Source organism: Enterococcus sp. 12F9_DIV0723, from assembly GCF_002174375.1.
In the GTDB taxonomy this organism is placed as follows: Bacteria; Bacillota; Bacilli; order Lactobacillales; family Enterococcaceae; genus Enterococcus_A; species Enterococcus_A gilvus.
The window spans coordinates 2025004-2051231 of record NZ_NIBK01000001.1 but is presented as its reverse complement, the minus strand read 5'-3'; the positions used below and the strand labels follow the sequence as shown (position 1 = coordinate 2051231).

Below are 26228 nucleotides of genomic sequence, written 5' to 3'. Positions count from 1 at the left end.
ATCATTTCCGTCTGTTTAACGTTGATTTGATGCTTTTTTTCTATTGTTCAGTAAATTGGCACGCTTATTGCTATATAAAAGCGAGGAGGTGGAAGAATGATCGGTGTATTACTATTGACCCACGGAGAGCTTGCCGCCGGATATCTCTCCGCATTGAGACTAATTACAGGAGAGGCGGAGAATATCGACACATTGGGTCTTTATCATGAGACGAGTATCGAAGCATACAAAGAAGAGGTTGCAGAGAAAATGCTGGAGTTGGAGCAGGGGCAAGGGGTTTTGGTCTTTTGTGACATTTTTGGTGCTAGTCCTTACAATGTGACTGCTCAAAACTACCAGACGCTGAAAGGCAAAGTAGACTATCGTTCTGTAACAGGGGTGAATCTGCCGATGGTGATCGAAGCTGTATGCAGCAGAGAGACGATGGATTTAGACGAATTAACAACCTATATCCAGACAGTCGGAAAAGACGGCATCAAAGAACTTTTTGAAAATTATGGGAAGGATGAATAACATGAGCGAAATCGTATTAACACGAATTGACGATCGATTGATACACGGACAGGTAATGACAGCGTGGGTGAAGAAAACACGAGCAAATCAAATTTTGATTATTGACGAAGAAGTCGCAAAAGATGATTTTATGAGTGAGATATTGAAAATGTCTGCTCCTTCAGGCATCGACATCATCGTAAAAGGATTGGAGGATGCGGTTACCTTTTTGAAAGCACAGGAGTCAGAAAATAAACGCCTGATTATTTTAGTGAAAGCACCAGTCACCATTGATGCGCTGGTCAAAAACGACATCGCGATCGATAAGCTGGTTGTCGGCGGTATGGGGGCGAAAGCCAATCGACGCGTCCTTTATAAAAACATTTCGGCATCGGATGAGGAACGTACAACCTTCAAACAACTGATCGATCAAGGGATTCCAGTCGTGATTCACATTATTCCCGATCAAAAAGAAACTGATTTGTCGAAATATTTATAAGCAAGCATTCGTTCATTACTAGGAAAAAGGAGGAAAAAAAATGCTTTTATCCGCAATTTTAGTTGCTATTATTTCAACGGTTTGTAATTGGTGGCCGAGTCATTTGATTACGCGCTCGTGGTTGTATCCGATCTGGTCGGGATTCTTGGTTGCTTTGGCTATGGGTGAGCCATTGATAGGGATGCAGGCAGCAGCGTATATCAACTTGGCGTATCTCGGTTGGATCACTGCGGGAGGAACGATGCCGGGGAACTTGCCGGTGGCCGCTGTTTTTGGAACAGCGATGACGATTTTATCAGGGGCAGACCCAAGTTTGGCAGTCACTTTTGCTGTACCGTTTAGTCTATTCGGTATTCTGACCTTCCAGTTGACGATGTCGATCAATGCGTTATGGGTCCATCGTGCAGAGAAATTTTTGGATAACGGAAATATTCGCGCGATGCGCATGATGAATTATGTACCTTCGGGAATTTTGAATTTTATCATTACGGGAGTGCCTGCGTTTATCTTGGTTTACTTTGGTGCAGAGCCGATGAAAAATCTTTTGAACATGATTCCTGATTCCTTTGTAGATGCGATGCAAGTCGTCGGGGCAATCATGCCTGCATTAGGGATCGCCATGCTGATCAGCTTTATGGGAAATAAAAAGATCATGCCCTTCTTCTTCTTCGGCTTCATATTGGCAGTTTATTTGAAATTGGACGTTATGGCAGTAACAGCGATCGCTGCCATCATGGGCTTTGTGTTCTACAATACTGGATTTCTTGACATGAAACCTGCTGGAAGGGAGCAATCATAAATGGAAGCAAAATTAACGAGAAAAGAATTACTAAAAAACTGGGCGCTGACCTATTCGAGTGAAACGGCTTATAACTATGAACGATTGCAGGCGTTAGGCCAAGCAAATGCGATGGTGCCAGTCATTCGGAAGCTGTATCCGGAAGACAAAGAACGGCAAGTGAAAGAATTGAAGAAATATTTTGTGTTCTATAATACGGAACCGTCCTTTATTGGAACGATGATTCCAGGTGTTGCGGCCGCAATGGAGGAGCAGCGTGCCAATGGCGCGGAAGACATCACAGATGAAACGATCAATTCGCTTCGGACAGGGCTGATGGGGCCTATCGCAGGGATCGGCGATACAGTCAGTCAAGGGATCGTTTATCCGATTTTAGCTGGTATTGCTTGTTCACTGGCAATTGACGGCAGTTATGTCGGGCCGATCTTCTTTGAGATTGCCTACAAGATTTGTTTGATCGGCTTTGGCTGGAACATGTACCGCTTAGGTTATCAAAAAGGGAAATCCTTCATCTTAACAATGCTGCGTGAAGGCACGATCGCTCGTTTGACGGAGATTTTCAGTATGGTGGGATTGATGGTGGTGGGATGTATGACTGCCTCCCGAGTGAATATTGAGATTCCGTTGATTTTGAATATCAAGGGCGTCAAATTAGGGATTCAAGAGCAGGTCATCAATGCCTTGATGCCAGGGCTCGTTCCATTGGGGATCACCATGCTGGTCTACTGGCTGGTACGGAAAAAAGTAAATATCAATTTGATTATTTTGATCATTTTTGTTCTGGGAATCTCCCTATCGTATCTAGGCGTTTTAGGGATTCCAAAATAAGTGGGAGTGAAGGAAAACATGAAGGCAGTTGAGTTAAAAGCAATCGATCAGTTGGAACTCGTTGAAAAAGAAAAGCCCGTGCCGAAAAAGGGCGAAGTGTTGGTCCAGGTCATGGCTTGCGGGATTTGCGGTTCTGACATCCCGCGGGTATACGTGACGGGTTCGTATCATTTCCCAACAGTATTGGGGCACGAATTTGCCGGAAAAATTGTTGCTGTCGGAGAAGAAGTCAGTCAAGAATATTTAGGAAAAAAGGCAGCAGTATTTCCACTGCTGCCCTGCAACGAATGTGAATTCTGCCAATCGGGCTATTACGCACAATGTAAAAAGTACAATTACTTTGGCTCAAGAACAGATGGCGGGTTTGAAGAATACTTAGCTGTTCCATTATTTAATCTAGTTCTTTTAGAAGATCACGTGAGCTATGAAGAAGGGGCAATGGTAGAGCCTGCGACGGTTGCCCAGCACGTGATTAATAAGGCCGAGCTGAATGTTGGCGACACTATTGTTATATACGGAGCAGGGCCGATTGGTGTAATGGTCGCTCAGTGGGCACAAATCAATGGTGCTGGGAAGGTATTGCTGGTGGATATTGATCCGACTAAAGTCGCTTTTGCTCGTGAATTAGGTTTTACGGATGTCTGTAATAGTCAAGAGCAGGATGCGGAAGCTTTTATTTTAGAAACTTTAGCTGGCAAACTAGCCGATGTCGCAATCGAAGCAACGGGTTCCAGTGCAGCTTTTGATCAATGCGCAAAATCGATTCGGACATTTGGTCGGGTGGTCTTATTGGGTAATCCTCATTCAGACATGGTGATGAAACAGAAAACCTACGATCAGTTTATGCGTAAGGAAGGCACGATCGTTGGGATGTTCAATAGTATCTATGAACATTTTCCCAAAAATGAATGGCAGGTTACAGCTCAAGCGATAGCGAACAAACAATTGAATTTGAAGCCATTGGTCACTCATAAAGTTCTGATTGAGGATTTGATTTCAGCGTTCGATATGATTCATGAGAAAAAAGAATTTTACAATAAGGTGTTGATGGTGAATGAGAAGTTATGGTGAGTCAAGTAAAGCTGTAATGGACGAATTGAGCCTGCTGCTAGGAAAAGTTTCTAATGAGGAAATCGAGGCCTATGTAGAGGCATTGCTCGGTGCGCGAGAGGTGTTCTTTGTTGGTGTTGGAAGAGTTCGATTGTCTTTAGAGGCTGCGGTGAAGCGTCTGACTCATTTAGGAATTTCCTGTCATATGGTAGGTGATCTGAATGAGCCGCCGATTACGAGTGACGATCTTTTGGTTGTCGGCAGCGGCTCAGGAGAGTCAGTCATTCCGCTGGAAATAGCGAAAAAGGCTAAAAGCTATCAGGCAACGATCGTCCACCTGACTTCTAGTCCAGAGAGTTCGATTGCGCAGTTGGCCGATTCAGTGGTTACATTTGAAAGTCCATCTAAAAGCAATCAAACCTTTATGTCGATTCAGCCAATGACGACGGTCTTTGAACAAGGACTTTTGATATTTCACGATGTATTGGCATTACGATTGATGGAAGAAAAACAGATGACGATGGAGGCATTAAAGAGCCGCCATGCAAATCTAGAATAGAGGGAAGCTGAAAAATGAGTGAAGAAAAGAAGGTTGCATTTATCACGGGGGCCGCTGGCGGGTTGGGTACAGCAGTCGTCACGAAATTACTTGCTAAAGGATTCACAGTGTTAGTAAATGACAATAATAGCGAGAATGTCCAAGCTTTGCTAGACCAGTTTAAAAACAAAGAGATCCATGCCTACTGCTTCGATGCAACAGACGAAGACGCGTGGCTGCGTACGGTCGCTGACATCAGCGAAAAATATGGCAAGGTAGATGTGCTGTTCAATAACGCAGGCATCTTTAAAATCGAGACGATCGAGGAGACAAGCGTAGAGCTTTGGAAGAAGACGATGGATGTGAACGCATTAAGTATTTTCTTAGGTGTAAAAACAATGTCGCCACTGTTGGGTGAAGGCAGTAGTGTCATCAATACGAGTTCCATCGCGTCCTTTTTAGGATCGAAAAATCGAATTGCCTATGCTGCGTCAAAAGGTGCGGTATCCGCATTGACAAAAGCAGCAGCAATTGAGTTTGCGCCGCGGGGCATTCGGGTAAATTCAGTACATCCCGCCTACATCAAAACACAGATGGCGGCACATGCAGCAGAGGCTACTGAACGGACGATGGAAGAGATGGGCAGCCGAATTCCTTTGTATCAACGCATCAGTACAGCAGATGAGGTGGCAGATGTCGTAGTTTTCCTAGCTTCAGAAGCATCCCGGTTCATGACGGGGTCAGAAGTGGTAGTGGATGGCGGACAATCTGTAAACTAAAGAATTTACGAGGAAAGAGGAACCGAAAATGGTAAAAATTGCCCCATCATTAATGTGTATGAACATTAGTAAATTTGCAGAACAAATTAATTGCTTAAATCAAACGGTGGATTATTACCATATCGATATTATGGATGGGCATTATGTCAGTAATATGACATTGTCCCCTTGGTTTATTGAACAATTAAACAACCACACGACGATTCCGATGGACGCGCATTTAATGGTCACCAATCCAATCGATTACGTAGAACCATTGCTTGATCTTGGTGTGGAAGTGATCAGTATTCATGCCGAATTTTTGAATGGTCATGCGTTTCGATTGAGTGAAACAATCAAAAAACGAGGGAAAAAACTAGGCGTTGTTCTAAATCCAGAAACCCCCTTGAATCTGATTTTTGATTACATCCATTTGATTGATATCGTGACCGTAATGACTGTTGATCCAGGCTTTGCTGGACAAACATTTATATCGGAGAGTTTGGAGAAAGTCAAAAAATTAACGGTCTATCGAAAAGAAAATAATCTTAGGTTTGACATTCAAATCGATGGTTCGTGCAATGAAAAAACCTATCAAACAATGATTGAAGCCGGAGCAGATATGTTGATCGTAGGAACAAGCGGTCTATTCAATCTGAACGAATCCATTGAAAAATCAGTGGAGATTATGCAAGGACACCTTGATGTAGCCGTAAGCAAAACGTAAGATGAACACTAGAAATTTGTGAGAATATCCTAAAAAAGACCTCGTAATGCTCCATCATTGACGAAACAGAAAATCACGTTTCTGATATATCCCATAAAGGGAGGTACAGCAACGTTTGAAGCATTAGTCAATGGGGAACGGAGATCTTTTTTAGCGGTGAAGTGTTGATCAAAAAGCGTATTCGCAGAACCTAATCTAGTACAATCAACTGTTAAGCCTTTTAATAAAAAACCGTGCATTTGAAAAGTAAAAAAAGAATTTACTTTACAAATGGAAAGTTATTTGTTGTTTGACTTTTCATTTGTAAAGTATCTTTTTGAACACGAATCTGTAGATCAGTCAAAAAACACACTAATCTGCACAAAAAACCAGCCAACGGAATCGTTGGCTGGTTTAGTGATTAACGTTTTATGAAATGATGCGGGATGCAGCGTTTCTCATGCTTGTTGAAATAGAAAGCTTCAAAGGCCTTCTTTCCACATTCCGCTAAATGATGATCAATGGTGGAAAAGCCCATCACTTCACTAATCAATTGTTTTTCTCGCCCAATGACCAACGGCTTTTTCCCGTCATAATTCTGCAAGATCGTGGCTGCGATATCGTCGCCAAAGGTCAAGATCCCGTCTACCTTTTGTTTCTCAAAAAAGCGCGCACCTTGAACCCCATCCTCCGCCATGATGCAATCCCAAAAAATATTGGCTTCGTCAAAATCAGGGTAACTCTCCTTCGCTATCCGAATAGAGAGCTTTGAGTTGTGGCTGATATTTTTACTGCGCCCCAAAGTCATTCCTGGTCGTTTGATCCCCTGTTCCTTCATATAAGAAAAAGCTTCCTTCAATGAATTTTTCAGGTTGATATAGACAGTGCTGACATCCGCATCTGGAACCTCTTCACAGAAAATAATCGGACCGTATTGAAAATAGTCAAAAAAGGCCTCGATCGGGTTTGACTTGGTCGTGACGATCAAGCCATCGAATGAACGCGTGGCAAACTCAGCCAAATAAGTCTTCTCCAACTCTTGATTGTAATTTGTGGGCAGCAAACTGATCTGATAGCCATGATCAAAAGCGGCCTGCATGATGCCGCTAAGCATCTGATCGTAGTATTCATGATTGACAAAGGGCAAGATCACGCCAATATTTTTGGTTTTTCCATAACTTAAATTTTGAGCAGAGCGGTTAGGGACATAGTTCAACTCCTGCATGACCGCCAATACGCGAGCACGCTTTTCGTCATCGACGTAGGGATGATTATTGATGACGCGTGAGATCGTAGAGACGGAGTAACCAGTGATTTTTGCGATATCGCGGATATTTGCCATGGGGGACACACCTCTTCACGTTTGATTAAGCGACTAAATGCTCTTTTAAATATTCAATAACGGCAGGGCCAAATTGATAAAATGTATAGCGGCGATCCCGATAAAAGAAGCTGACGATCGGGCTGCCCATTAATTCGTTGATATATAAATGCTTGATTTCTGTTAGTTGAAGGTTTTGGATCGTCGGACGTCTAAACCCTCGGCTTCTGAAAAGTCTTAGCTGGTCTTCAGAAAAATGCAGGGAAACTTGAAAATGTTCTTGTGTATTTTCTTGCTGAACGGTCACATACGTATTCATAAAAAATTCCTCCTTTTTCTTTACAAGGGAAGTATAAGTTATGAAACGAGTTTCAGAGCAAGCGTTTTAGTTCATTTTTTTTAAAATAGTGACAGCTGCTCTCGTTTGTCTTCAAATTCGTGTAAATACTGAAACACGTCATCTGTCCTCCAAAGGATAGCATGTTTTTCGCATGTTTCAATAAAAAGTTTCATGAGCTGTTCATGATTCGGACTATTACAGACATAGCTATCACCAAAAGCATACTGGTATTTTTTCTTCATTCCGGGAAAATGCTTGTCTAATTGCTGATAGAAATAGTCACGATTCCCCGCCCGCAACGTCACGCCAAATCCGAAACACAGAATCCCTTTGACGCCTGCTTGGATACAATAGTCTAGTAGTCCACGCAAATTCTCCTCGGTATCATTGATGAAGGGTAAGATAGGGGATAACCAGACGACTGTGGGGACACCGACTTCTTTAAAGGCCATCAATGTTTCAAAACGTTCTTTCGTTGTAGAAACATATGGCTCCAAAATTTTACAAACTGTCTCATCGTAAGTCGTCAAAGTCATTTCGACTACCGCTTTCGTTTTTTTATTGATGGAAGACAATAAGTCCAGATCACGTAAAATTCGATTGGACTTCGTCTGGATGGCCACACCGAATTCATAGGTATCGATCAATTCTAATGCGCCACGAGTGATGTTTAGTCGGGATTCCAACTGGATATACGGGTCTGTCATCGCGCCAGTTCCGATCATGCACGGTTTTCGGCGCCGTTGCAGCTCCTGTTCTAAAATTTCTAAAGCATGGGCCTTTACTTCGATATCCTCAAAAGGATGATTGATCTGATAGCAATCGCTGCGACTGTCGCAATAGATACAGCCATGCGTGCACCCGCGAAAAAGGTTCAAGCCGTTCTTCGCGGACAAGATCGATTTATATTCTTTATAATGCATCGTGGACCTCCCGAAAACCAGAATTAAGAACAAATGTTCGTATATCTATTATCCCATATTTTTTAGCTGTTAACAATCAAAAGTATCGGTATAATAAGGAATGGAGGTGTTTTTATTGCTGAAAATCGGTGAGTTTTCTCGCTTAGGACAAGTATCGATTCGCACGCTGCGTCATTATGATGAAATCGGATTGCTCCACCCCCAGTTAGTCGAAGAGGACTCTGGGTATCGTTATTATTCAGTAAAGCAGCTAGAGCGGCTCGCACAGATCGTTTTATTACGAGAATTGACCTTCTCATTAAAAGAAATCCAGCAGCTGCTTCAGGAGGACGCGACGAAATTTACTGCGGCGCTGGAAAAAAAGGAGCAGGAAATCGAACAGGAGATTCGACGGGATCGTTTTCGCCAGCAGCAGATCCATCAAATGATGCAGCGGATGCAGCATACCGAGGAATACCCAGTAACACTTAAAAAAATTCCTGCCTGTTCTATCGTCAGCCTAAGAAGGACAGTCAAAAGTTTCTACCATGAAGGATTGCTTTGGGAAGAGTTTCTGACGTTGTTAATTAGTCAAAGCGTTACTTTACCGACAGCAGCGGATCAGTTTTTGACGATTTTCCATGACGAGGAATATTTGGAAGAGTGGGTAGAAATAGAAGTCGCCATTGTTTCCGATCACCCTGTTCAGCCGCCATTGCAAAAAAGACAGCTTTCCGAATTAAATCCTGCCGCGATCATAATGGTTGAGGGAAACTATCATCAATTACCAGAGGCGTATCGCTCCTTTGCTGGATGGCTAGAGGAGCATCCTGAATATGAACTGCTGAAAGCACCTCGGCAAATTTGTCATGTGGGTCCTGAACACACGGCTAATCCTGAAGACTATCTAACAGAACTACAATTGCCATTGATTCCTCTTGACTCTCACCTAACGTGAGGCTGTATCTTCATATCAGAGGTCGCGACTCTAAAAAAGTCTAGGAGGAGTCATCATGAAAATTAACGAGATCGGTAAAGTAAAACAAACAGAATCAGGTGTCTATTTGGAGCTGTCTCCTGAATATCAGGAAGGGCTGATCGGATTGTCTGACTTTAGTCATTTGTATGTTCTGTATTGGTTTCATCACCTCGATATTCCTGAATTAAGGGGAACGACGGTTGGCAAGCCGTATGTTCACGGACCAGAAAAATTAGGAACCTTTGCGACTAGGGGACCAGTCAGACCGAACCCTATCGCTTTATCAGCCGCGAAAATCATTAAAATAGAAGAAAACCTTGTTTATCTTGAGTATCTTGATGCGGAAAATGATAGTCCGATTCTGGATATCAAGCCTTATACGGCCAGTTCAGATGTAATTGAAAATTTTGAAGGGCCTGCTTGGTGCAGTCATTGGCCGCAAAGCTATGAACGTTCAGGTGAGTTTGATTGGTCAGCGGAATTCAATTTTACAGAATAATGCGAGAAGTCTCAGAAATGAGGCTTCTTTTTTTGGATTTTGATAAAACAATTATTCGTGATGTTTCATCGTTGATAAATTAATAAATTGATGCTATATTAACGAATGTAAGTGATACAGATTTTAAGGAGATGTAATACAGTGAGTAAAAAAGGTGCAGAAATCATTGTTAATAGTTTAGAAAACCATAACGTGCCATTTATCTTCGGAATTCCCGGTGCCAAGATCGACGGCGTATTTGATACATTAGAGGATCATGGGCCACAATTGATCCTAGCTCGTCATGAACAAAATGCGGCGTTTATGGCACAAGCCATTGGGCGTTTGACGGGAGAACCGGGTGTAGTGATCGCCACGAGCGGTCCCGGTGCAAGCAATTTAGCGACTGGACTAGTGACGGCTACAGCAGAAGGAGACCCTGTTCTTGCATTAGCAGGACAAGTAAAACGTTCAGATCTTTCTAAGCTGACTCATCAAAGCATGAAAAATACAGAATTATTCGCACCTATTACAAAATATAGTTCAGAGATTCAAGATCCTGAAATGCTATCGGAAAATATCGCGAACGCCTACCGTATCGCTAAGACCGCCAAAAAAGGTGCAAGCTTCTTATCCATTCCTCAAGATGTGACGGATGGCGAAGTGAAGGGTGAAGCAATCAAACCAATGTCAGCCCCAATTTTAGGGTCTGCCTCTGATGAGGATATCGATGATTTGGTGAAACGAATCCATGAGGCAAAGCTGCCCGCTTTGTTAGTCGGAATGCGCGCTTCAGGTGAAAAGGAAACAGCAGCGATTCGCAAACTTGTTGAAAAAACAGGGCTGCCAGTTGTTGAAACCTTCCAAGGAGCGGGAATTATTTCTCGGGAACTAGAAGATCATTTCTTCGGCCGTGTCGGACTTTTCCGCAATCAGCCGGGAGACATGCTGTTAAAACGCAGCGACTTAGTTTTAGCAATCGGCTATGACCCAATCGAGTACGAAGCGCGAAACTGGAATGCTGAAAAAGATGCGCGTATTGTGGTAATAGATGAAGTACCGATGGAAATTGACCAATACATGCAGCCAGAAGTAGAATTGGTCGGCAGTATCGCCAAAACGATCGATCGATTAGGAGATGCCATTTCAACGTATCAATTATCAGACGATGCACAACACTATCTTTCAACGCTGCAAGAAAAATTAACGAATGGCAGACAAAAGAGTGAAACGACGGAGGGGCGTGTGCATCCACTAGAAGTCATTGATACGCTGCAAAAAAATGTCACCGATGAGATGACGGTCACGGTGGATGTCGGTAGTCATTACATTTGGATGGCTCGTCATTTCCGCAGCTATGAACCACGCCACTTGTTATTCAGTAACGGGATGCAAACACTGGGTGTAGCCTTACCATGGGCGATTTCCTCCGCATTGGTTCGTCCGAATACACAAATTTTCTCTGTTTCTGGAGACGGCGGATTCTTATTCTCCGCTCAAGAGCTTGAAACAGCGGTGCGTTTAAAACAAAAAATCATCCACTTGATCTGGAACGATGGCAGCTACAATATGGTAGAGTTCCAAGAAGAAATGAAATACGATCGTTCTGCGGGTGTCCACTTTGGACCCGTTGATTTTGTAAAATATGCCGAAGCCTTTGGCGCAAAAGGATTACGGGCGACATCACAAGCCGAATTAGAAGCCGCGATCCAAGAAGGCTTGGCAACAGACGGTCCTGTGATCATCGACATCCCGATTGATTATTCAGATAATAAGGAATTAGGAAAAACCATTTTACCCGATCAATTTTATTAAGAAATCCGTAGATACGCGACAGTCAGAAGAGAGATAGAAGGGGATTGTACATGACAGTGAAGACAAAAAGTTATATCTACCAACACGGTACACTCGGTGGATTGATGCAAGATTTGATGGATGGTACTGAAAAAATCGGCGCCTTGTCCAACTATGGCGATTTTGGCTTGGGCACACTTGAAGGATCAAATGGAGAAGTGCTTTTTCTAGACGGAGTGATTTATCATACAGATGAAACAGGGAAGGTAAGACGACTGACCGGCGACGAATGGACACCTTATGCAGCAGTGACTCGTTTTGATTCAGATCAAGAATTTTCACTTGAAGCAGTGTCTGATGAGCAAGTGAAAGCAGAAGTCCTAAAAAAAATCAGCCACAATTTATTTGCGGCTGTTAAGATAGAGGGAACGTTCAAGCACATGCATGTGCGAGTTGCCCCAAAACAGGAGAAACCGTATCCGAGATTCGTAGAGATCGCTCGCAACCAGCCTGAATTTGAAGCAGATAACCTGCGGGGTACCATTGTCGGGTTCTTTACACCAGAGCTGTTCCACGGTGCGGCCTCTGGGGGGTTCCATTTACATTTTATTAGTGACGATGAAACCTTCGGCGGCCATGTATTGGATTTTGAATTAGCCGATGGACGCATTGAATTAATGGAATTAGCGGAATTCCGTCAACATTTCCCAACAGAAAATGCAGATTACTTAAACAATGAAATCAAACTAGATGAAATCGCAAAAGACATTTCAGAAGCAGAATAAAAAAAGTACAGAACAAGAATCAGAATTTCTCTGACCATTGTTCTGTACTTTTTTGTTTTGTTTAAACGCCTAATAGTGGAGCAGGATTAACAAATCCAGACCACAATGCAGTGGAGACACCAAAGTGTAAATGCACACCCGTAGAATTACCAGTTGTTCCCATGCCGCCTAATACTTGTCCAGCGTTAACCTCTGAGCCTACGCCGACACTTGGGGCTGAAACCATATGCATATAGTATGAATAGTACCCATCCGCATGCTGGATCACTACGTGGTTCCCAGCGGACCAATGAAATCCTGACTCAACCACTTTTCCACCTTTAGAAGCCATGATCGGTGTTCCCGCGGCACCGGCAAAATCGACGCCATCATGTTGAGAACCAGATGCACCTGTTGGATCTTGGCGCTGACCAAATGGGCTTGTTACTACTAAGCCGATGGATAGAGGAGAAGCCCAGCCGCTGCTTGTTGCAGCAGGAGCTGCTGGTTTTTCTTCACTAGCGCTTGGTGTTGCTGCTGGTTCTACCGGGTTTGTAGTAACCCGAGTGGCACTCGTATCCGTAACAGTCTGAGCTTGTTCTTCTTGTTGTTTTGCTTGTTCTTCTTGCTTCTGTGCTTCCAATTGCGCGATCTCAGCTTCTTGCTTTTGTTTAGCCGTCTCTGCAGCAGCCGCTTGCTTTTCAGCTTCTTCCGCCGCTTTTTGCGCTTCTTCTGCCGCTTTTTGCGCTTGTTTTTCAGCTTCCGCTTGCGCTTTTTCACGGGCTTCCGCTTCTTTTTTACGTTGTTCTTCTAATGCTTTCAACGCTGCTTGTCGTTTCTTTTCAGCGTCTTCTTTTTGCTTTTCAAATTTCTCTTTTTCGCTCTTTTCTGTAGCGATACTTGCTTGGATATCATTGATTTTTACTTGCTGATCTAACTTGGCTTTTACAAGCTGTTCTTGCTTGCCTTTTAGTTCAGCAGTTTTTTTATTGATTACTTGCAGGCGCTGCTCGGCTTCTTTTTCAAGCTTTTGAAGCTCTGCCTTGTCTTTAGTCTGCTGTTCCATGATATTTTTACTAGCTGTTAAAATGGTTGAAACAGCCATAGTTTTCTTCACAGCATCGCCAACAGATTTCGCATTGATCACGACGTCAACGATTGATGCAGAATCGTGTTTTGTCTGCACGTCACGCGCTTGGTTTCTGATTTGTTCGTCACGTTTTTGGATTTTTTCTTGAAGAATAGCGATTTTAGCAGTTAAGTCGCTTAATTTCTTTTCTTCAGTCGTCTTTTCTTTTAAGACTGCGTTGACTTCTTTTTCTATTGCGGCAACTTCTTGCTCTAACGCCGCTTTTTGATCCTCTACAGATTGTTCAGTTTGTTGCAGTTCAGAGATTTTTTTATCCTGATCAGCAATTTTTTGATCGTATTCATCTGCTAAGACGCTTATTGGAGCAGTAGTCAATGTCAAGGCACACAAAGTCAGTGCCGTATATTTTTTCAACTTAATCAATGGTTTCCCTCACTTTTTTCATCTTTCGGATTCAATTATATAAGAAGATATGAGTAAAAAGTTTAAAGTAGTTGATTCTTCATGCAACCGTATATTTTGTAATACGAATGAAATATTAATTAGAAGAATTAAGGCTTTATACTCTTGACAAATCGTAAATAAGACGAATGAAATCGTTCTAATGGCTTAAATAAAGGCTATTTTTAAAAATAGCGTTCTTCCTGTGGTTAGGGTAGAATAAACCAAAAGTTCCTTATTTTCTAATGTTACTCGATGAATGAGGAATTATTATTGGAGGAAAAGACTATGAGTTGGAAAAATCAAGAAGCAAAAGAAGAGGCGTATAAATTATTATTGATGCAGCAAAAAGCATTACTGGAAGGGGAAACAGATCTGATTGCGAATCTGGCAAACTCATCAGCTTTATTGAACCAGACATTGCAAGAAACAGTTTTCGTTGGATATTATTTGTTCAAAGAAGGCGAACTGATTCTGGGACCTTTTCAAGGAAATGTCTCATGTGTGCATATTGCAATGGGAAAAGGGGTTTGCGGAGAGTCTGCTGAGAAGAATCAAACACTGATCGTCGAAAATGTAATGACGCATAAAAACTACATTGCTTGTGATTCTGCGGCGCAATCAGAAATTGTTGTTCCTATGAAGAAAGGGGATCAGTTGATTGGAGTGCTGGATTTGGATAGCTCTGAAGTAGGAATGTATGATCAAATCGATCAATTTTATTTAGAACAATATGTGGCGTTATTGTTAGAAAATGTGGAATAAAATTACGTTCGTTGCTTTAAAAAGAGGCTTATTTAATAAATAACACCTTTAAAATGGTTTTTTACTCCACTTAATGCTACTATATAAGTGTAGTATAAAACATGAATGAGGTGGTTGAATGAATAAAGAAGCGATTATTGTTGGAGAAAGCTATGAATCTGTCTCTTATACACATCTAGATGTGTATAAGAGACAGGTAAATGAAATTATTAAAAGTATTTCATTTTACGCCAATGGTGTTATAATGTTTCTTGACTCGATTGTTAAACAAATGATGGTTAGGAGGACACAATGATGTTAGATTTGAACCAAATGGCTGAGATATGCCGAAAAGAGGACTATTTAGACGCTTCTTTATATAGGAAACATAATGTAAAAAAAGGACTGCGGGATCTTGATGGTAAAGGCGTTTTAGCTGGTTTGACCAATATCTCCACGATTCATCCGCAAATTATGGATGGAGACAAAGTCATCTCTAAATATGGAGAATTGCGCTATCGCGGTATTGATATCAATGAGCTGGTGAACGGGTTTGTATCCGAAGGGCGTTTAGGGTTCGAAGAAATCAGTTATTTGTTATTATTTGGCTCGCTTCCGACCCAAGAGGAGTTAGTGGAATTCAATACTTTAGTAGGTAAAAGACGAACACTCCCAACCAACTTTGTACGTGATGTTATCATGAAAGCACCTTCGCATAATATTATGAATATGATGTCTCGAAGCGTTCTGACATTAGGATGTTATGATCAGAAAACGGATGACGTCAGCATTGAGAACGTATTAGATCAATCATTGTCGTTGATCGCTACATTTCCGATGATCGCGGTCTATTCCTATCATGCTTATAATCATTACACTAAAGGGGAGAGCATGTACATTCATCGTCCAGATGAGAGCTTGAGTACAGCAGAAGCCATTCTAACTATGCTGCGTCCTGATAAAAAATACACATTTCAAGAAGCACAAACGCTGGATATGGCATTGGTTTTACATATGGAACATGGCGGGGGAAATAATTCGACGTTTACGACTCGTGTAGTTACTTCTAGTGGTACAGATACCTATTCAACCATCGCAGCGGCATTAGGGTCTTTAAAAGGACCAAAGCACGGTGGCGCAAACATCAAAGTGACCCGTATGATGGAAGATTTAAAAGCGACTATCAATGATTGTGAAGACGAGAACGAGATACGCGACTACTTAGAAAGAATCTTAAATAAAGAAGCCTTTGACAAACAAGGATTGATTTACGGAATGGGCCATGCTATTTACGCGGAATCCGATCCGCGGGCAGAAATATTCAAACGCTATGTGGAAAAATTAGCAGCTGAGAAAGGATCAGAAGCTTCAGCTGAGTTTAATTTGTACCGCAAAGTAGAGCGGTTAGCTCCTGAGATCATTTCTGAAAAGCGTAAAGTTTATAAAGGCGTTAGTGCCAATATCGATTTCTTCAGCGGGTTTGTTTATCATATGTTAGATTTGCCGCCAGAATTGTATACCCCTATGTTTGCGATTGCTCGAATCGTAGGGTGGTCGGCGCACCGCATTGAAGAATTGGTCAACGTTCAGAAAATTATACGTCCGGCATATATGGAAGTCTCTACAGATCAAAACTATCAGACAATCAACGAACGTTAAAAAAATTCCGCCAAGAGTTATTTTGGCGGAATTTTTTTATTCGGTGATCAATCCTAACTCAACACAGGCATTCCAGATGCCATTGTCTGATACGGAAGAGGTGATATGGGCAGCTTTTTCCTTTAGTGCTGGCGCTGCGTTTCCCATAGCAACAGGAAACCCGACTGCTTCAAACATAGTGAAGTCATTTTCTTCGTCTCCAAATGCTAAAGCTTGTTCAGCTGTGATCCGCATGGACGCGCATATTTTATGGATACCTTCTGCCTTTGTGCCGGTTTTTAGATGAATATTGGCTGCGACAGGCGCTACCTTTTCAGCAATTAACGGGGAATGTGGATCTAGTTTAAAGTCTATTTCTTCTGTCCAAGGAACAATCAATTGAAGAACGTTCTCAGGTAAAGGATCATTTTCCTTTAGAAAAGTTTTTTCTGCGGGATGGTCTCCATGATATTTATTACTTTCATAGCAATAGATGCCACCAGAAGTCTCAATTAAAAATTCGATGTCTTGCTCTCGAAGATGGTCGACGAGCTGGGTCAGTAACGTTGGCGGGATACTATTTTCATGGATCATTTGGCCACGATAATGGACGCAATTGCCGTTCGAGGAAATAATGCTGTCTACACCAAGTGTTTCGGCTAATTGAGTGATCGTCTGATAATGACGGCCGGAAGCGATGACCGGTTCAATATTCTTTTCTTTTAATTTTTTCAAAGCAAGTTTTGCTGAATCGGGGACGCGCTCAGCGAAAGGCAAGTGATGGGGCAGATGATTATCTGCTAAAGTACCATCAATATCAAAAAAAGCAACACGATAAGTTTCCATTTCAACACTCCTAAATGAATTCGATTACACTAAGTATAAAAGAAAACGTTGAAAACATCATTACAATTTTGAAGGAAAGTGCATTTGGTTTCATTGTAAGATAAACTCTCAAGACCAAAACGAACGATCAAGAATGCGCTTTTATTTTCTATTATATGAAAGAATAACTGCCAGCGGCGGTGTTTTTAGAGTAGTTCCTTTCCATTCGGTACGAAATTCGCTAAAATGAGTAAAAAGACAGTTGGAGAAGCACGGATGAAAAAAATCACGATTAAAGAGGTTGCCGAAGAAGCTGGTGTCTCAAAAACAACAATCTCTCGATATTTAAATAATAACTTTGGAAATATGTCAAAAGAGACAAAAGAAAAAATCGCTGAGGTCATTCAACGGCTGAATTATCGGCCCAGTCGACAAGCACAGGCGTTGAAATCAAAGCACAGCTATTTAATTGGTGTAGTCGTAGCCGATATTTCTAATATGTATTCGTCATTGCTCCTAAAAGGCATCGGTGAAGTATTGGAACGAAGTGGCTACCAAATGATCATTATGGATGCCGCAAATTCAGTGGAACAGGAAAAGCATCTTTTAGAAAAACTAGTGGATCAGAGTGTTGAAGGGATTATTTTGCAGCCGTCCTCTCGCCAGTCAGCCAACTATGCGTATATCTCAGAGCGGAACATTCCTCTTTTATTAGTCGATCGGCAAACAGAGCCGGAACAATGGTCATCCGTTTTAACGAACAATAGCGCTGCGACCAAAGAGATTTTAGAAAGAGCATTGGCGCAGGGCTACGAAAAAGTGGTCGTTGTGAGTGAGCCGATCAAAGATGTCAGCACGCGGGAATTGCGTTACGAGACAGTAAACAAGGTCGTAAAAGCTGCTGGAAAAGAGTGCCGATTGCTAGAAATCCAGCATGAAGATCAATTAAGCCGCGACTTAGCAGAGATTCTGAGCAATGATCAGACACGAACACTGCTCTTTGCATCAAACGGACGTACACTAATGGATGTCCTATCTTGGTTGATCCATCAAGGAATAAACATTCCTGAACAAGTAGGCGTGACAGGATTCGATGACTGGAATTTGACTGAACTTGTTGGGCCGGGGATCACGAGTGTTGAGCAGCCATCCAGAAAAATCGGAGAAGCGGCAGCGGAACACCTGCTTGAAAAACTTGCACAACCTTCAATGGAAACGGAAGAGGTCATCGTTCCGTCAACTATACGTTGGAGAAAATCTGTTTAGAACGTTATTAAATGAAATAAACAAAACAAAAATAAGCGCCACATGGAAACCGGTTTCCGTGTGGCGCTTATTTTTTTATAGCTCGGCAATGTTTTTTAATTATGAAACCGTTGACAATTCATGGAAACCGGTTTACTATTTTTTATAGAAACCGGTTAACTAACTGAAGGGAAGGGTATTATGAGTGATAATAAATTAGTGCTTAATTTTTTAGTTTTTTCCGATAAAGTAGAAAGCGGAGTTCTTCAAAGCGACTTGTTGCAGGAATCAGCAGATTTAGGATTTCAACAAGTAGAAGTTCGACGTGAGTATTTTAAGGATCTTGAAAATGAGATTCATGTTATTCAATCTGAAGCACAGCGATTAGGGCTGACGTTGTTTTACAGTGTCCCTGATGACATTTATGTAAATGGAGCCCTGAATCCTAAATTAATGGCTTATTTAAAAGAAGCAAAACAAATGGGAGTGAAGCATATTAAATGGAACATCGGAGACTTTGATGGAGAGCTTCATGAACAAGAATTGAAAGCGCTTGTTGACGAGGGAATAGAAATATCTATCGAAAATGATCAAACGCAGACCTCCGGCACGATAAAGGCAATCGATGCTTACATGAAGGCTGTGACAAATGCTGGAATAGCGATCGGTTATGTGTACGACTTAGGGAACTGGCGCTTTGTCGGTGAGAATGAAGTACGAGCTGCCGAAACATTGAGAAACTATGTTCATTATATTCATGTAAAGGATGTTCGATACAAGGGGCATCAGCCGCAAGCTGCTGGTCTAGATCATGGTGAAATTGACTGGCGAAATGTGCTAAAACAACTGCCGCAGAATGTTCCAGTTGCCATTGAATATCCAACGACCGAAAATGCGGAAATAGTAGAAGCAAAAGAATTATTGGAGGGTGAATTTTAATGACAGATCAACAAACAAAAATCGATCCTGAAACATTTGCGTATCATTTTATGGAAACGATTCATCGACCTGAGATCGATAAGGAAAATATGGAAACTGCTGCGAAGGAAGCATTAGCAGCGTATTTAACTGGATATTACCTCATTCAAAAATTTAACCACATGGAAAATGATTTCTTTGTGGAGGACCATGCAAAACCAGTGTCAAAATATCAACGTATTTTAAGCGAGTTGAATAAATACTAGGAGGTGAACAAGCATGGGGAGTGCGATAACTGGGATTTTACTAGCAGTAACCTTTATCATTTTTGTTTTATACGCGATGAAAGGTGGAAACTTAACCGTTGGCTTCTTCGTAATGGCAATTTTGTGGACGATCATCGGAATGGTACCCTTTAACACCGCTGTAAAGGAAATATTTACTGAACCGGTTCTGAATTATGGGAAGACAGCAGCCTATATTATCTTTGGTTCTTGGTTTGGCCGAGTCTTAGTAGATACTGGAATTGCAGGAAGTATCAGTCGGAGAACAGAAAAGGTTGGGAAAAAGAGTCCCGTATTGGCAACAATTCTGATCGCTCTTGTAATCGCTTTAATTTTTACGAGTTCTTACGGTGTTGGGTCAGCCATCGCTGTGGGGGTCATCTTATTTCCGATCATGTTCTCGATCGGCGTACCAAAGAATATTGCCGTTTCGATTTTTACGCTTGCCATTGGTGCTGCAATGTACGTAAACAATGTACTGTTTGTCCAATTTCAGGTGTTCTTTCCTAAAGTAGAATGGGGACCTCATTATCAGCGCTTCGGCTTCGTTGCAATGGGTGTCCAGATGATCATCTTGATCTTGTTCATTTTATTTAATGCGAAGAAAATTCGTAACGGGAAACCTGAGATCGTAGAAAGTGATACGGAAGAAGAAATTGTAGATGTTCCAATGTGGACCTACATTTTGCCAGTAATGCCTGTAGCACTAAGTATCTTTGCCAAATGGGATGCCGTACCGGCCCTTCTTCTTTCAACGATTATCGCATTTGCGGCGACTGGAAATATGAAACGCTACAGCAAATTTGTCACGATGATGAATGAAACCGCTAAACATGCGATTAGTGATATTGCAGGATTATTGATTATGTTGTTCGTCTTAACGATGTTCCAATCTGCAGCGGTACATGCGATGTCTGGATTTACCAGTGTTTTCCAAGCAATCATACCTGATAGCAAACTTGTGATGATCATTATTATCGCCATCATCGCCCCGCTATCTTACTTCCGTGGTCCGTTGATGCTTTATGGAGCAGGGGCTGCCACCGCAGCGATCTTAGTTGGAACAGGGATGTTTGACCAATATTTCTTGTATGGGTTATTAGTTGTTCCATCCATGATGGGTGTGTCTGCGTGTATCACGCAATCTTGGAATTTATGGTCTGTACAATACGCGGGATTGGATACAAAAACATTTTTACTCACTGGCTTGCCATGGGCGTGGGCCGCAACGGTATTGAATTTGATTGCTGCGTATATCTTACTTTAACGAAAAATACATTAAATTGAAAAAGGAGTAGTGAACATGAGTGAATTTTTAACGATTGGTGAACCGATTGCTTTGTTTGGATCAGAGGAAGTAGACAAGTCTTTGAAGGATGCGTGTCATTTTCAAAAATTTTTAGCTGGAGCGGAGGTTAATGTGGCTGTTGGGGTTTCTCGTTTAGGACATAGCAGTGAATACATTACACAAGTGGGAAAAGATCCCTTTGGTGAATTTATCATTGACCGTTTGCACGAAAATGAGATCGGTACTGATTATATCTCAGAAAGTGCTGATTTTTGGACAGCTTTCCAATTGAAGGATCGTGTCAGCGAAGGCGATCCAAGTATTTTCTATTTCCGCAAGGGTTCAGCAGCGGCACATTTCGACCAATCCGTATTAGATACGATTGATTTTTCGGATGTTAAGATGGCCCACTTGTCGGGGATTTTCCCGGCGATCTCGAAGGAAGCGCGTGAAGCTTTCCGTTATTTGATCCGTTTATTGGAAAAAAATCACATCCGTACAACTTTTGATCCGAACTTACGCCCTCAACTGTGGGTAAGTACAGAGGAAATGGTAGAAACAATCAATGAACTGGCTGCTCATGCGGAAATTGTTTTGCCTGGCATCAATGAAGGTGAAATTCTGATGGGCAGTCGTGATCCAGAAGCCATTGCAGATTTTTATTTAAACAATGGCGAAGCGACACAAACTGTGATTGTTAAATTAGGAACGGAAGGCGCCTATGTTAAGCAAAAAGACGGCACACAATTCACAGTTCCAGGTTTTAAGGTTGCTAAGGTAGTAGACACAGTCGGTGCAGGAGATGGGTTCGCTGTCGGATTGATTACTGCTTTAATAGAAGAAAAAACGTTGAAGGAAGCAGTAGTGCGAGCAAACGCGATCGGAGCGATGGCAGTCCAATCACCCGGCGATAACGATGGCTACCCAACACAGCAAGAGCTGGAAGCTTTTTTACAACAACAGGAAGTGAACGCATGAAATTACAAGCAGCAATCGACCGTGTTCCGCTAGATGACGCAATTGCATTAGCGAAACAATTAAATGGAAAGACAGATATTTTAGAGATGGGAACATCACTCGTCAAAGATTATGGGAATTTGGCGATTGAGAAATTGAGTGCGGTCTTAACAGAATCGCTTCTACTGGTAGATAGCAAAACTATTGATGAAGGTGCTTATGAGTTTCGTCAGGCTTTTCGTTATGGTGGAGAGATCGTCACTGTGATGGGGGCAGCATCTGTAGATACCTTAAAGGCCTGTTATGACGTAACTCAAAAAGAAAACAAAACAATGATGATCGATTTACTTGAAGTGACCGATGAGAAAATTGAACAGATCAAAGACTTTCCAGAAGCGATCTATGCATTGCATCATTCGGTTGACCGAAAAGATCAGTTTGATGCGGCGGCAAGCGTAGGAGCCTTTCGCCAAAAGTATCCGAGTATCAAGCGATTGGCGATCGCTGGCGGAATTGACTTGAAACAGGCTGAAACTTTGGCTGAGCAAGGGATTATAGAAGTCATTATCGTAGGATCAAAAATAACAAAAGCGGAAGATCCGCTCAAAGCAGTAAATGAATTTATGGGAGCTGTTCACAAATGAAAACAATCAAAACGATTATGGAAGAAATCAACCAAGTAATGGCGTTAGTAGATGAAACGGAATTGGAGGAAGCATTACCGCTGTTTCAGAAAGACAAACGAATCTTCGTCATAGGTGCTGGTCGCAGCGGATTTCAAGCGAAGGGATTTGCGATGCGCTTGATGCATATTGGCTATACGGATTACGTAATGGGGGAAACCATCACTCCTTCTATTCAAAAAGGGGACACGTGGGTTGCGATCTCCGGCTCGGGTACGACAAAGGGAATTGTCGCAGATACAGAAATAGCGAAGAAATTAGGTCTGGATATTGTTGCATTGACTAGCGATAAGAATTCGCCATTAGCCAAGCTTGCAGATCAAGTGATCGTGGTTCCGGGTGCTACAAAAACGGGTGCTGGAATCAGCTCCGTCCAATTATTGTCGAGCCTATTTGATCAGACCGTGCACATTACGTTGGATGCCTTGACCTTAAAACTCGCGCAGCGGGACCAAACATCAAATGAAGATGCCCTTCATGAACATGTCAATGTCGAGTAGGTCGATCAAATGAAAAAGGTGGATGTATTAAACCGGATAGAAAAAGCAGGAATCGTTGCAGTGGTTAGAGAAGCATCGAAGGAACAGGCTCTTCAAGCGGCGGAAGCTGTCATTAAAGGCGGGATCAAAGGAATCGAGGCCACATTTTCTGTCCCTCATGCGGATCAAGTGATTGCAGAGCTGAAAAAGAATCATGAATCGGAAACTGCCGTTATTATCGGTGCTGGAACGGTTCTTGAGGCAGTCACTGCGCGCTTAGCGATCTTGGCTGGAGCGGAGTTTATTGTCAGCCCCTGTTTCGATCAAGAGACAGCGGAATTGTGTAATTTGTACCAAATCCCTTACATGCCAGGCTGCATGACAATTACGGAGATGCGACAGGCAATGAGAAGCGGAGCTGAGATCGTCAAATTGTTCCCAGCAACTAGCTTCACGCCACAAATGATTCAATCAGCGAAGGGCCCGTTACCACAAGTAACCATTATGCCGACTGGCGGAATCAATTTGGATAATTTGTCAGAGTGGAAGCAAGCAGGAGCACTCGTTGTGGGTGTGGGCGGCAATTTATTTAAAGGTGTAGCAGCCAATGATTTTAACTTGGTGACAAAAACTGCGGAAGAATATATGAAAAGATGGGACGAACAATAATCCTCGCTTGAAAATAGTTTTCTTAGTCCTTCTAGAGACCAGGAAAACTATTTTTTTGTTATATGAATAGGTGTCTTGACTATTTAATAAAAATTCGCTGTATTTTTATCTAGCAATGAAGAAATTTCTAAAAAATTCCTATCTATTTATTTTGTAAATAAAAATTAATAATTCTGTTTTTTTATTTTTTAGAAACCCTGTAGCGATGAGGTGAAATGTGCTATTATTTATTCAACAAATCATTTTATTCTTTAGGGGAGGAAAATATGAAGAATTTTGCAGAAAATTTGTTAAGGGCAATTGAATCAAAAAAGGAGCGCATGATTGAGATCCGACGTTATTTACATGCGCACCCGGAGTTATCTTTTAAGGAACAGAAGACGGCTGCATACATCACGGATTTTTATCAAGACTTGGAATGTACAGTGAAAAAGAATGTTGGCGGTTACGGGGTGGTCGTGGAGATCGACAGCGGCAAACCAGGGAAAAATCTTGCTTTGCGCGCGGATTTTGACGCATTGCCGATCCAAGAGGAAACGGGGCTCCCGTTTTCATCTGAAAATCCTGGAGTCATGCACGCTTGTGGTCACGATGCTCACACTGCTTATATGCTGATTTTGGCAGAAAGCTTGATTGAACTGAAGGATCAATTGACAGGAAAAGTAACGATTCTGCATCAACCTGCGGAAGAAACACCACCAGGGGGAGCGATTCAAATGATCAAAGATGGCTGCCTTGAAGGGGTAGATCATGTGATTGGGTGTCATGTGATGTCAGGCTTTGATCTTGGCACGGTCTATTATCATGCCGGTCCTACTCAAACGGGGCGTGCGACCTTCAAATTGAAAGTGCAAGGAAAAGGAAGTCACGGCTCTATGCCTAACGCCGGGATTGATGCGGTTTTAGTCGGCAGCCAAATTGTCGTAAACTTGCAAAGCATCGTAAGTCGTCGCGTGAACCCATTCGATATGACGACATTGACAGTGGGATCTTTTGATGGAAAGGGATCTGCCAATGTCTTAAAGGATGCCGTTTATTTGGAAGGGGACATTCGCATGATGAACGAAGCCAGTCGTCCTATTATCAAAGAGGCCTTCGAGAGTGTCGTCAAAGGGGTTTGCGAAGCTTATGGCGCGACTTTTGATTTGGATTATGCAGATGATTATCCTGTTTTAACGAATGATCAAAAACTGACTGAATTTGTTGCGAATAGTTTACAAGAGCACTCATTTTCTGAATTAAAAGCAGTTGTTGACAGCGGCCCGATCGCTCCATCAGAGGATTTTGCCTATTATTGCCAAGAACGGCCAAGCTGCTTCTTTTATATTGGTGCGACTGGAGAGGGACAAGTTTCTTATCCCCATCACCATCCGAAATTTGATATTGATGAAGACTCTATGCTGATTGCTGCGAAGTCGATGGGAACGATCGTGTCAGATTATTTTGGTCAGGAGAGCTAATATGAAAGAAAAGAAGCTGTTTTATGGATGGAAGGTCGTTTTTGGGTGTGTTTGTATTACCGCGACGATTGTTCCGATGGTTATGTCTTTAGCCAATGTCTACTTATTATCAGTGACCGACGATTTAGGGATTTCCCGTAGTGCATTTACCCTGGTCAACACGATCACGCAATCAATGGGGATCATTTTTTCACCTTTTGTAGCGAAAAAATTAGCGACGGGAAATTTGAAGAAAATACAAACGATCGCCTTGCTGTTTTTCATTGCGGCGTATTTCAGTTTTTCTTTTGCTACTGCGGCATGGCAATTGTACTTGCTGGCGATTGTATTAGGAATTGCGTATACGAGCAGTACTTTGATCCCAGTCAGTATGATCATCACCAACTGGTTTGAAGAAAAGCGCGGCTTAGCGATGAGTATCGCTATGGCGGGGATTGGTCTGGGCGGATTTATTTTCAGCCCGGTACTAAGCTATTTATTAGCAAACTTCGGCTGGCGGGCATCTTACCGGATGATCGCGTTCCTTTTGCTGATCATCACGCTTCCAATTTCATTATTTGTTTTGAAGAAGAGTCCTGCCGAGATGGGCTTAAAGGCTTATGGTGCAAGCAACCTAGCTAGTCCGACAGAAAAAACGGAACAAAAGACGTCATTGAACATCCAACAGTTAATCAAACAACCGATCTTTTTGATGTTGGTTATTGGAATTTTTTGTAACGGGCTGTTGAATTCCGGTTCATTAGGACAATTTCCTCCTGCTTTAGAAGAAATGCACGGAGTCGTGGTGAAATCTTCCATCATTTCCTTGTATTCGTTGGTAGGGATTTTTGGTAAATTGATTTTAGGCTGGATCGATGATCGCTTTGGTACGGTGAAAAGTACCATTTTCGGTTGTGGGTTCATGACGCTGGCATTTATTTTATTGTTAAATGGTCATCAACTGGTGATGATTTATTTAATGGCTTTCTGTTTTGGATTGGGGACTCCGATCGGGACAGTCTCGCCTCCATTGATCACTGCGCGTATTTATGGAAGAGAGCACTACGCAGAAGTCTATGGGATCATTAGCAGTATTACCCAAGTCGGATTGACACTCGGCTCATTGATGATCGCCACTATTTATGATCAGACTGGTTCTTATCAACTAGGATGGCAGCTCTTGATTGCGTTGACAGTCATCACTATGGTGACGTGGATTTTCTCTATGAAAATGGCGAGAGGAAAGAGCGGCGTTTTAGAAACAAAATAATTCTTATAGA

The 26228-nt window shown here is 42.1% G+C and carries 30 protein-coding genes; 25 read left to right on the top strand and 5 right to left on the bottom strand.

Annotated features, from left to right (window positions below; translation table 11 throughout):
- Nucleotides 1–96: 96 nt before the first annotated feature.
- Genes A5868_RS09700 through alsE form a run of 8 tightly spaced genes read left to right on the top strand, consistent with a single transcriptional unit; the run spans nt 97 to nt 5691 of the window.
- Entirely contained in the window at nt 97–513 is a 417-nt protein-coding gene (locus A5868_RS09700) for a PTS sugar transporter subunit IIA (protein WP_010780480.1), read from the top strand.
- 1 nt (nt 514) lies between these two features.
- On the top strand, nt 515–991 hold the full coding sequence (locus A5868_RS09695; RefSeq protein WP_086303628.1) for a PTS system mannose/fructose/N-acetylgalactosamine-transporter subunit IIB: 477 nt from the start codon (nt 515–517) through the stop codon (nt 989–991).
- A 40-nt stretch (nt 992–1031) separates the two neighbouring features.
- A complete protein-coding gene (locus tag A5868_RS19470; protein WP_010780482.1) occupies nt 1032–1790 on the top strand; it encodes a PTS mannose/fructose/sorbose/N-acetylgalactosamine transporter subunit IIC in 759 nt (252 codons plus the stop codon).
- Nucleotides 1791–2618 carry a PTS system mannose/fructose/sorbose family transporter subunit IID gene (locus tag A5868_RS19465; RefSeq protein WP_010780483.1) on the top strand — a complete coding sequence of 276 codons (828 nt, stop codon included), beginning with the start codon at nt 1791–1793 and terminating at the stop codon, nt 2616–2618.
- Nucleotides 2619–2636: 18 nt separating this feature from the next.
- A complete protein-coding gene (locus tag A5868_RS09680; protein WP_086303629.1) occupies nt 2637–3689 on the top strand; it encodes a galactitol-1-phosphate 5-dehydrogenase in 1053 nt (350 codons plus the stop codon).
- On the top strand, nt 3673–4227 hold the full coding sequence (hxlB, locus tag A5868_RS09675) for a 6-phospho-3-hexuloisomerase (protein WP_086303630.1): 555 nt from the start codon (nt 3673–3675) through the stop codon (nt 4225–4227). Before A5868_RS09680 ends, hxlB (A5868_RS09675) begins: the two co-directional genes overlap by 17 nt.
- A gap of 14 nt (nt 4228–4241) precedes the next feature.
- On the top strand, nt 4242–4985 hold the full coding sequence (locus A5868_RS09670) for an SDR family NAD(P)-dependent oxidoreductase (protein WP_010780486.1): 744 nt from the start codon (nt 4242–4244) through the stop codon (nt 4983–4985).
- Nucleotides 4986–5013: 28 nt separating this feature from the next.
- Nucleotides 5014–5691, top strand: a complete 678-nt coding sequence (alsE, locus tag A5868_RS09665) for a D-allulose 6-phosphate 3-epimerase (protein WP_086303631.1) — start codon at nt 5014–5016, stop codon at nt 5689–5691.
- A gap of 400 nt (nt 5692–6091) precedes the next feature.
- Here alsE and A5868_RS09660 read toward each other — a convergent pair whose 3' ends face one another.
- From A5868_RS09660 to A5868_RS09650, 3 genes are all read right to left on the bottom strand, one after another.
- Complete coding sequence (locus A5868_RS09660) at nt 6092–7012, bottom strand: LacI family DNA-binding transcriptional regulator (RefSeq protein WP_010780488.1); 921 nt, start codon at nt 7010–7012, stop codon at nt 6092–6094.
- A 25-nt stretch (nt 7013–7037) separates the two neighbouring features.
- The gene (locus A5868_RS09655) at nt 7038–7310 is read right to left on the bottom strand and encodes a hypothetical protein (protein ID WP_010780489.1); all 273 of its coding nucleotides are present in this window, start codon (nt 7308–7310) and stop codon (nt 7038–7040) included.
- Nucleotides 7311–7390: 80 nt separating this feature from the next.
- Nucleotides 7391–8254: an SPL family radical SAM protein gene (locus A5868_RS09650; protein ID WP_086303632.1), complete on the bottom strand. Its 864-nt coding sequence runs from the start codon at nt 8252–8254 to the stop codon at nt 7391–7393.
- A 115-nt stretch (nt 8255–8369) separates the two neighbouring features.
- Between A5868_RS09650 and A5868_RS09645 the strand changes: the two genes are divergently transcribed.
- The 4 genes from A5868_RS09645 to budA all read left to right on the top strand — a co-directional run bounded on the left by A5868_RS09645 (nt 8370) and on the right by budA (nt 12269).
- Entirely contained in the window at nt 8370–9191 is an 822-nt protein-coding gene (locus A5868_RS09645) for a MerR family transcriptional regulator (RefSeq protein WP_139843590.1), read from the top strand.
- Between the two features lie 55 nt (nt 9192–9246).
- Nucleotides 9247–9711, top strand: a complete 465-nt coding sequence (gene tsaA / locus A5868_RS09640) for a tRNA (N6-threonylcarbamoyladenosine(37)-N6)-methyltransferase TrmO (protein ID WP_086303633.1) — start codon at nt 9247–9249, stop codon at nt 9709–9711.
- A 141-nt stretch (nt 9712–9852) separates the two neighbouring features.
- Complete coding sequence (gene alsS, locus A5868_RS09635) at nt 9853–11505, top strand: acetolactate synthase AlsS (protein WP_010780493.1); 1653 nt, start codon at nt 9853–9855, stop codon at nt 11503–11505.
- 50 nt (nt 11506–11555) lie between these two features.
- On the top strand, nt 11556–12269 hold the full coding sequence (budA, locus tag A5868_RS09630) for an acetolactate decarboxylase (RefSeq protein ID WP_086303634.1): 714 nt from the start codon (nt 11556–11558) through the stop codon (nt 12267–12269).
- A gap of 61 nt (nt 12270–12330) precedes the next feature.
- On the opposite strand, the gene A5868_RS09625 is transcribed toward budA, so the two are convergent.
- Nucleotides 12331–13761, bottom strand: coding sequence for a peptidoglycan DD-metalloendopeptidase family protein (locus A5868_RS09625; protein WP_086303635.1), 1431 nt, complete (start codon nt 13759–13761; stop codon nt 12331–12333).
- 306 nt (nt 13762–14067) lie between these two features.
- Here A5868_RS09625 and A5868_RS09620 point away from each other — a divergent pair, with 306 nt between their 5' ends.
- From A5868_RS09620 to A5868_RS09615, 3 genes are all read left to right on the top strand, one after another.
- Nucleotides 14068–14544, top strand: coding sequence for a GAF domain-containing protein (locus A5868_RS09620; RefSeq protein WP_086303636.1), 477 nt, complete (start codon nt 14068–14070; stop codon nt 14542–14544).
- A gap of 118 nt (nt 14545–14662) precedes the next feature.
- On the top strand, nt 14663–14839 hold the full coding sequence (locus A5868_RS19015) for a hypothetical protein (RefSeq protein ID WP_176374156.1): 177 nt from the start codon (nt 14663–14665) through the stop codon (nt 14837–14839).
- A complete protein-coding gene (locus tag A5868_RS09615; RefSeq protein WP_086303639.1) occupies nt 14836–16182 on the top strand; it encodes a citrate/2-methylcitrate synthase in 1347 nt (448 codons plus the stop codon). The genes A5868_RS19015 and A5868_RS09615 overlap by 4 nt, the downstream gene beginning before the upstream one ends.
- 36 nt (nt 16183–16218) lie before the next feature.
- Here the strand turns inward: A5868_RS09615 and A5868_RS09610 are convergent, their stop codons facing one another.
- A complete protein-coding gene (locus A5868_RS09610) occupies nt 16219–17007 on the bottom strand; it encodes a Cof-type HAD-IIB family hydrolase (RefSeq protein WP_086303640.1) in 789 nt (262 codons plus the stop codon).
- Nucleotides 17008–17262: 255 nt separating this feature from the next.
- On the opposite strand from A5868_RS09610, the gene A5868_RS09605 reads away from it, so the two are divergent.
- From A5868_RS09605 to A5868_RS09560, 10 genes are all read left to right on the top strand, one after another.
- Nucleotides 17263–18252, top strand: coding sequence for a LacI family DNA-binding transcriptional regulator (locus A5868_RS09605; RefSeq protein ID WP_086303641.1), 990 nt, complete (start codon nt 17263–17265; stop codon nt 18250–18252).
- Between the two features lie 180 nt (nt 18253–18432).
- Nucleotides 18433–19170 (top strand): sugar phosphate isomerase/epimerase family protein, encoded by a 738-nt coding sequence (locus A5868_RS09600; protein ID WP_086303642.1) that lies wholly within the window; start codon nt 18433–18435, stop codon nt 19168–19170.
- A complete protein-coding gene (locus tag A5868_RS09595; RefSeq protein WP_010780504.1) occupies nt 19170–19415 on the top strand; it encodes a hypothetical protein in 246 nt (81 codons plus the stop codon). The genes A5868_RS09600 and A5868_RS09595 overlap by 1 nt, the downstream gene beginning before the upstream one ends.
- Nucleotides 19416–19428: 13 nt before the next feature.
- Nucleotides 19429–20700, top strand: coding sequence for a gluconate:proton symporter (locus A5868_RS09590; protein ID WP_086303643.1), 1272 nt, complete (start codon nt 19429–19431; stop codon nt 20698–20700).
- A 36-nt stretch (nt 20701–20736) separates the two neighbouring features.
- A complete protein-coding gene (locus A5868_RS09585; protein ID WP_010780506.1) occupies nt 20737–21699 on the top strand; it encodes a sugar kinase in 963 nt (320 codons plus the stop codon).
- Entirely contained in the window at nt 21696–22322 is a 627-nt protein-coding gene (locus A5868_RS09580) for an orotidine 5'-phosphate decarboxylase / HUMPS family protein (protein ID WP_086303644.1), read from the top strand. Before A5868_RS09585 ends, A5868_RS09580 begins: the two co-directional genes overlap by 4 nt.
- The gene (gene hxlB / locus A5868_RS09575) at nt 22319–22861 is read left to right on the top strand and encodes a 6-phospho-3-hexuloisomerase (RefSeq protein ID WP_010780508.1); all 543 of its coding nucleotides are present in this window, start codon (nt 22319–22321) and stop codon (nt 22859–22861) included. The genes A5868_RS09580 and hxlB (A5868_RS09575) overlap by 4 nt, the downstream gene beginning before the upstream one ends.
- A 9-nt stretch (nt 22862–22870) precedes the next feature.
- The gene (locus A5868_RS09570) at nt 22871–23509 is read left to right on the top strand and encodes a bifunctional 2-keto-4-hydroxyglutarate aldolase/2-keto-3-deoxy-6-phosphogluconate aldolase (protein WP_086303645.1); all 639 of its coding nucleotides are present in this window, start codon (nt 22871–22873) and stop codon (nt 23507–23509) included.
- A gap of 266 nt (nt 23510–23775) precedes the next feature.
- Nucleotides 23776–24969, top strand: coding sequence for an amidohydrolase (locus A5868_RS09565; RefSeq protein WP_086304417.1), 1194 nt, complete (start codon nt 23776–23778; stop codon nt 24967–24969).
- Between the two features lies 1 nt (nt 24970).
- Nucleotides 24971–26218 (top strand): MFS transporter, encoded by a 1248-nt coding sequence (locus A5868_RS09560; protein ID WP_010780511.1) that lies wholly within the window; start codon nt 24971–24973, stop codon nt 26216–26218.
- The last annotated feature ends 10 nt before the right edge of the window (nt 26219–26228 follow it).

What these genes read in the sequence shown, in the direction of transcription:
- A5868_RS09700 (WP_010780480.1), top strand. Translation starts at nt 97, where the DNA reads ATGATCGGTGTATTACTATTGACCCACGGAGAGCTTGCCGCCGGATAT.
- A5868_RS09695 (WP_086303628.1), top strand. Translation starts at nt 515, where the DNA reads ATGAGCGAAATCGTATTAACACGAATTGACGATCGATTGATACACGGA.
- A5868_RS19470 (WP_010780482.1), top strand. Translation starts at nt 1,032, where the DNA reads ATGCTTTTATCCGCAATTTTAGTTGCTATTATTTCAACGGTTTGTAAT.
- A5868_RS19465 (WP_010780483.1), top strand. Translation starts at nt 1,791, where the DNA reads ATGGAAGCAAAATTAACGAGAAAAGAATTACTAAAAAACTGGGCGCTG.
- A5868_RS09680 (WP_086303629.1), top strand. Translation starts at nt 2,637, where the DNA reads ATGAAGGCAGTTGAGTTAAAAGCAATCGATCAGTTGGAACTCGTTGAA.
- hxlB (WP_086303630.1), top strand. Translation starts at nt 3,673, where the DNA reads ATGAGAAGTTATGGTGAGTCAAGTAAAGCTGTAATGGACGAATTGAGC.
- A5868_RS09670 (WP_010780486.1), top strand. Translation starts at nt 4,242, where the DNA reads ATGAGTGAAGAAAAGAAGGTTGCATTTATCACGGGGGCCGCTGGCGGG.
- alsE (WP_086303631.1), top strand. Translation starts at nt 5,014, where the DNA reads ATGGTAAAAATTGCCCCATCATTAATGTGTATGAACATTAGTAAATTT.
- A5868_RS09660 (WP_010780488.1), bottom strand. Translation starts at nt 7,012, where the DNA reads ATGGCAAATATCCGCGATATCGCAAAAATCACTGGTTACTCCGTCTCT.
- A5868_RS09655 (WP_010780489.1), bottom strand. Translation starts at nt 7,310, where the DNA reads ATGAATACGTATGTGACCGTTCAGCAAGAAAATACACAAGAACATTTT.
- A5868_RS09650 (WP_086303632.1), bottom strand. Translation starts at nt 8,254, where the DNA reads ATGCATTATAAAGAATATAAATCGATCTTGTCCGCGAAGAACGGCTTG.
- tsaA (WP_086303633.1), top strand. Translation starts at nt 9,247, where the DNA reads ATGAAAATTAACGAGATCGGTAAAGTAAAACAAACAGAATCAGGTGTC.
- budA (WP_086303634.1), top strand. Translation starts at nt 11,556, where the DNA reads ATGACAGTGAAGACAAAAAGTTATATCTACCAACACGGTACACTCGGT.
- A5868_RS09620 (WP_086303636.1), top strand. Translation starts at nt 14,068, where the DNA reads ATGAGTTGGAAAAATCAAGAAGCAAAAGAAGAGGCGTATAAATTATTA.
- A5868_RS19015 (WP_176374156.1), top strand. Translation starts at nt 14,663, where the DNA reads ATGAATAAAGAAGCGATTATTGTTGGAGAAAGCTATGAATCTGTCTCT.
- A5868_RS09615 (WP_086303639.1), top strand. Translation starts at nt 14,836, where the DNA reads ATGATGTTAGATTTGAACCAAATGGCTGAGATATGCCGAAAAGAGGAC.
- A5868_RS09610 (WP_086303640.1), bottom strand. Translation starts at nt 17,007, where the DNA reads ATGGAAACTTATCGTGTTGCTTTTTTTGATATTGATGGTACTTTAGCA.
- A5868_RS09605 (WP_086303641.1), top strand. Translation starts at nt 17,263, where the DNA reads ATGAAAAAAATCACGATTAAAGAGGTTGCCGAAGAAGCTGGTGTCTCA.
- A5868_RS09600 (WP_086303642.1), top strand. Translation starts at nt 18,433, where the DNA reads ATGAGTGATAATAAATTAGTGCTTAATTTTTTAGTTTTTTCCGATAAA.
- A5868_RS09595 (WP_010780504.1), top strand. Translation starts at nt 19,170, where the DNA reads ATGACAGATCAACAAACAAAAATCGATCCTGAAACATTTGCGTATCAT.
- A5868_RS09590 (WP_086303643.1), top strand. Translation starts at nt 19,429, where the DNA reads ATGGGGAGTGCGATAACTGGGATTTTACTAGCAGTAACCTTTATCATT.
- A5868_RS09585 (WP_010780506.1), top strand. Translation starts at nt 20,737, where the DNA reads ATGAGTGAATTTTTAACGATTGGTGAACCGATTGCTTTGTTTGGATCA.
- A5868_RS09580 (WP_086303644.1), top strand. Translation starts at nt 21,696, where the DNA reads ATGAAATTACAAGCAGCAATCGACCGTGTTCCGCTAGATGACGCAATT.
- hxlB (WP_010780508.1), top strand. Translation starts at nt 22,319, where the DNA reads ATGAAAACAATCAAAACGATTATGGAAGAAATCAACCAAGTAATGGCG.
- A5868_RS09570 (WP_086303645.1), top strand. Translation starts at nt 22,871, where the DNA reads ATGAAAAAGGTGGATGTATTAAACCGGATAGAAAAAGCAGGAATCGTT.
- A5868_RS09565 (WP_086304417.1), top strand. Translation starts at nt 23,776, where the DNA reads ATGAAGAATTTTGCAGAAAATTTGTTAAGGGCAATTGAATCAAAAAAG.
- A5868_RS09560 (WP_010780511.1), top strand. Translation starts at nt 24,971, where the DNA reads ATGAAAGAAAAGAAGCTGTTTTATGGATGGAAGGTCGTTTTTGGGTGT.